This window comes from Rhizobium sp. 2YAF20 (assembly GCF_052114685.1).
In the GTDB taxonomy this organism is placed as follows: domain Bacteria; phylum Pseudomonadota; class Alphaproteobacteria; order Rhizobiales; family Rhizobiaceae; genus Rhizobium.
In genome coordinates, this window is record NZ_JBFRFF010000094.1 from 1 (window position 1) to 3,876 (window position 3,876).

4 protein-coding genes are annotated in these 3,876 nt (G+C 60.7%); all 4 read right to left on the bottom strand.

Annotation, left to right across the window (positions count from 1 at the left end):
* Window positions 1–162 precede the first annotated feature (162 nt).
* Genes AB4Z52_RS35770 through AB4Z52_RS35785 form a run of 4 tightly spaced genes read right to left on the bottom strand, consistent with a single transcriptional unit; the run spans window position 163 to window position 3,466 of the window.
* Window positions 163–288 carry a hypothetical protein gene (locus AB4Z52_RS35770; RefSeq protein WP_442222545.1) on the bottom strand — a complete coding sequence of 42 codons (126 nt, stop codon included), beginning with the start codon at window positions 286–288 and terminating at the stop codon, window positions 163–165.
* A 33-nt stretch (window positions 289–321) separates the two neighbouring features.
* Window positions 322–1,347, bottom strand: coding sequence for a tyrosine-type recombinase/integrase (locus tag AB4Z52_RS35775; RefSeq protein ID WP_442222546.1), 1,026 nt, complete (start codon window positions 1,345–1,347; stop codon window positions 322–324).
* Entirely contained in the window at window positions 1,344–2,264 is a 921-nt protein-coding gene (locus AB4Z52_RS35780; RefSeq protein WP_442222547.1) for a tyrosine-type recombinase/integrase, read from the bottom strand. Before AB4Z52_RS35780 ends, AB4Z52_RS35775 begins: the two co-directional genes overlap by 4 nt.
* The gene (locus AB4Z52_RS35785) at window positions 2,258–3,466 is read right to left on the bottom strand and encodes a tyrosine-type recombinase/integrase (protein WP_442222548.1); all 1,209 of its coding nucleotides are present in this window, start codon (window positions 3,464–3,466) and stop codon (window positions 2,258–2,260) included. The genes AB4Z52_RS35780 and AB4Z52_RS35785 overlap by 7 nt, the downstream gene beginning before the upstream one ends.
* Window positions 3,467–3,876 lie beyond the last annotated feature (410 nt).

Here is a 3,876-nt window from a genome sequence, read left to right on the forward strand (position 1 = left end):
AGACCGCAGCGGCAGCGCAGGACGGCGGTAGCCGAGCTTGTTGGCTCGCGAGGAATGACCGCTTGCGGTCAGGGGAAGAAGGTCGGCGGAGCCGTTGCAGACCAAGGCCGGGCCGGTGCCAGACCAGCCCAAAAGAGAGGCCGTAACGGAGGCTTCATGGCATCACCGGCAGAGAATGACATGAATGACCGGCACCCCCATCAGCACGTTCAGCGCTACCGGTACTGCACCCTTCCCACTGGCATAGCCCGCATGCTTCCAGCTGATCACATAGAATGCACCCGACATGCTACAGATTATGTCGGGTGCGTTTGTACCGGCTTAAGTCGGTGCCTCTCTTGATCGGGCCGGTGCTTCCAAGTCGGATAGCAAGGACGAGATCAGCGCATCCGGAGCTTTGAACCGACCCCGCCTCAGTTCAGGTGGCACGACCGCCTCGACTGCTTCCAACTTTTCGGAAGGATCCATGCGGAGATAGACTTCCGTCGTGCGGATATCAGCATGCCCGAGCCACAATGCCACCTTCCGTATGTCATGAGTCGCCTGCAGCATGACGACCGCGCAACTATGCCGAAGCTGATGCGGCGAGATGCTCCGATTGCGCAGCGTCGGGCAGGTCTTGGCGGCCTTGCCTACGTGCTTGTCGAGCACATACTCGAAGCCGGCTCGGGTCATCGGTTCGCCTTTGGCATTGACGAAGAGTTCCGGTACGCGAACTGAGCCCCTAGCACTCAGCCAAGCGCGAAGGTCCCTTGCGGTTTCCTTCCAAAGCGGCAGGCAACGTTGCTTGCGGCCCTTGCCCTGAACAGTAATGCTGGCACCGTGCTGGAGCGCGAGATTTTCCGTGAGCACACCAACCAGTTCAGAGACCCGCAAGCCCCCCGCGAAGCACAGATGCATCATCGCCCGGTCGCGTATGCCTGATCGCGACGCGAGATCGGGAGCATTGAGGATCGCGCGGACCTCGTCCATTGTCAGGTGGCGGATGAGCTTCTGATCATGGCGCTTGTTCGGGATTGCATGGACCCGGCCCACCTGCTCCAAGACGGAAGGTACCTTGTGCTCGATATAGCGCATGAACGCCTTGATGGCGGCGAGCCGCACATTGCGCGTCGACGCACCGTTCCCGCGCTCCTGTTCAATATGAGCGAGGAAGGCCAGGATCATCGGCGCATCGAGATCTTCGATCATCAGCATGGACGGGCGGACGCGGAGCCGCGTGGCTGCGAAGTCAAACAGCAGCCTGTAGCTGAATGCATATGTTTCGCAGCTCTGGGGACTATAGCCCCGCTGTCGGGGCATGTAGTCACGCAGGAAACTAGTGATATGAGGGGCGAGCTTTGTCATGCGGCGCTCTCTTCCATAAGCGTTTCCGCGGCCGCGGCGATATCAGTCATCAATTCGGGCGTTGCCTCAAGGTACCAGTAGGTGCCTCGGATGTTGACATGGCCCAAATAGGTCGAGAGGGCGACGAAGTGCCGAGCGACCTCACCGCGACCGGCGCCGCACTGCTGCAGAACTCGGGTTGCGAAGGTATGGCGAAGATCATGGATACGGGGCTGCTGACGTCGCTCCGGCGCGATCCCCGCTCGTCGCAGGATGCAGCGGAATGTGTAGTTGACCGTTGTCGGGTAGATCTCTCGGTGCTCGACGGATGGGAACAGCCAGTCACTCTCACCGGCCCGTTGGCGCCGAGCCACAAGATAACCCTCAAGCGCCTCGATGACAGTCGCGTGCAGCGGAACGAGCCGGCTCTTGCGGAACTTCGTTTCGCGGATGTGCAAGACGCCGCCGGCCTGGATGTCGTCAAGTCTGAGGGCAAGGGCCTCGGAGATGCGCAGTCCGGTGGCAGCAATCAACCCGAACAGCATGACGTAGAGCTGGCGTCTCAGGGGATTGGGCTTCTGATACCGGAGAGCGCCGGCTGCATCTAGAATGCGGCCGATCTCGTCCGGCGTATAGATGTAGGGAATGGGTCGCTTCTGCGAGCTCCGCTTGACGTCCGCGCGTGGGATTTCGTGCCGAGGATCTTCGGCAAACAGGAAGCGCGCCAACAGGATCACGTTCGTCAGGCGTCGCGCACGAGCACCCGGCGTACTAACGACCGTGTCCAGCCATGACACAGCTGATATGGTGCGAATGTGGGTCTCACCCCGGTCGGTGGCAAAGCTCGCAAAGGCACGAAGGTGCCGCTCGGCCCTGACCAGCTTGTAGCCCAGCGAGCGACGCAGAGTGATGTAGCGGTCGATGTCATCGCTCAGCATGGCAGTCTCCCGCCCCAAGGTTGAGCAATCTCCGATAGGAGGCCCATATCTACTTTGGCATAGAGCGCCGTGACCGACGGCGAGCGATGCCGCAGAACCGCGCCGACGCCAGAAAGGCTTGCGCCGCTTCGCAGCATGGCAGTTGCTGCGGAGTGCCGGAGCAGATGGGCGCCGCGATGGACACTCTTGATCTCCGCCCTGTCGAGGGCGCGTCTCACGATGCATTTTACGGCGATGCGGCCGATTGGCCTGATCGGTGCGATATCTGTCAGGAAGACCCGCGCCGTCTCAAGGCGCGGTCGTGCTCGCTCGATATAGGCGAGGATAGCGTCGCCGATGTCCTGGGTTAGCGGCAGGTGCTCTTCGCGCCGCACCTTGCCAACAAGCTTTATCCGGCTGTTCACCCAATCGATGTCGCCGAAGGTTAGGTTGGCGACTTCACTCGCTCTCAGGCCCAAACGGGCAAGCAAAAGTATGATGGCCCGGTCACGCAGACGCTCTTCGCCGTCACAGACGACAAAAAGGCGGTCGATATCGGCTTGCCCGAGAAAGCGCGGTATTGCCGCTAACTGCCAATTCGCGAATCCTGGAACCGCATATTCACGGCCCACTGGGCATTCCCCGATCGCCACGAGATATTTGAGATACGCGCGTGTCGCCACAGTGATGCCCTGTGCCCTTGCACGTCCGTGCGGCTTTGCTCGATCGAGCACGAAGCTACGGATCGCAACCGCGGTATATGCTATGGGATCGGCACCGAGCGACGCCAGCAAATCGATCAAGACCCCCTGATAGGTATCGAGCGTCGAATCCTTGATGCCGCGTTGCTCGCGCATCCAGGAGCGGAAGGCAGCCAATGTCGGCCAGAGATCCTCCAGCGACGGGCGCTGTTCCGGCGCCAGGATGTTTCTCTCACGCAGACAGGCAATGAACAGCTTAGCTGCACCCTGCGGCGCGCGAGTCGTCTTGCCGCCGCGGAATATAACCGCTGATGCAGCAAAGCCTGTGACCAGGGTCTCGATCCCGAAGCCGGCCGCACGCGCCCAATCGGCCCATAATGCAAGCAAACGCACGACCTCCGATATCGTCGGGGCAGAATAATTCCGCTCGGTGAGCCAGCTTTTGAACTCATCGACATGAGGTTGTAACCAATTGATCCGTGCATCGACGCTTCGACGATGCCTGTATCTTCGTTTTGTCACGCTGCTTTCCTTCGATTTGCAGTTCACACCGGGGAAGTCCGGCGGTTCGAGCAAACCGGAGGTTTCGGGACCATTCCAGTGACCGGCCAGTCGGCCTCTCTCAAACTGTCTTCTTGAGCAGAAGATTGTGCTTGGGTGATATCATCGGTTCGGAGCACGGCGGCTATGCCAGTGGGAAGGGTGCAGTACCGGTAGCGCTGAACGTGCTGATGGGGGTGCCGGTCATTCATGTCATTCTCTGCCGGTGATGCCATGAAGCCTCCGTTACGGCCTCTCTTTTGGGCTGGTCTGGCACCGGCCCGGCCTTGGTCTGCAACGGCTCCGCCGACCTTCTTCCCCTGACCGCAAGCGGTCATTCCTCGCGAGCCAACAAGCTCGGCTACCGCCGTCCTGCGCTGCCGCTGCGGTCT

Excerpts from the sequence above, each read along its gene's own strand:
- AB4Z52_RS35770 (WP_442222545.1), bottom strand. The coding sequence starts at position 288 with ATGTCGGGTGCATTCTATGTGATCAGCTGGAAGCATGCGGGCTATGCC.
- AB4Z52_RS35775 (WP_442222546.1), bottom strand. The coding sequence starts at position 1,347 with ATGACAAAGCTCGCCCCTCATATCACTAGTTTCCTGCGTGACTACATG.
- AB4Z52_RS35780 (WP_442222547.1), bottom strand. The coding sequence starts at position 2,264 with ATGCTGAGCGATGACATCGACCGCTACATCACTCTGCGTCGCTCGCTG.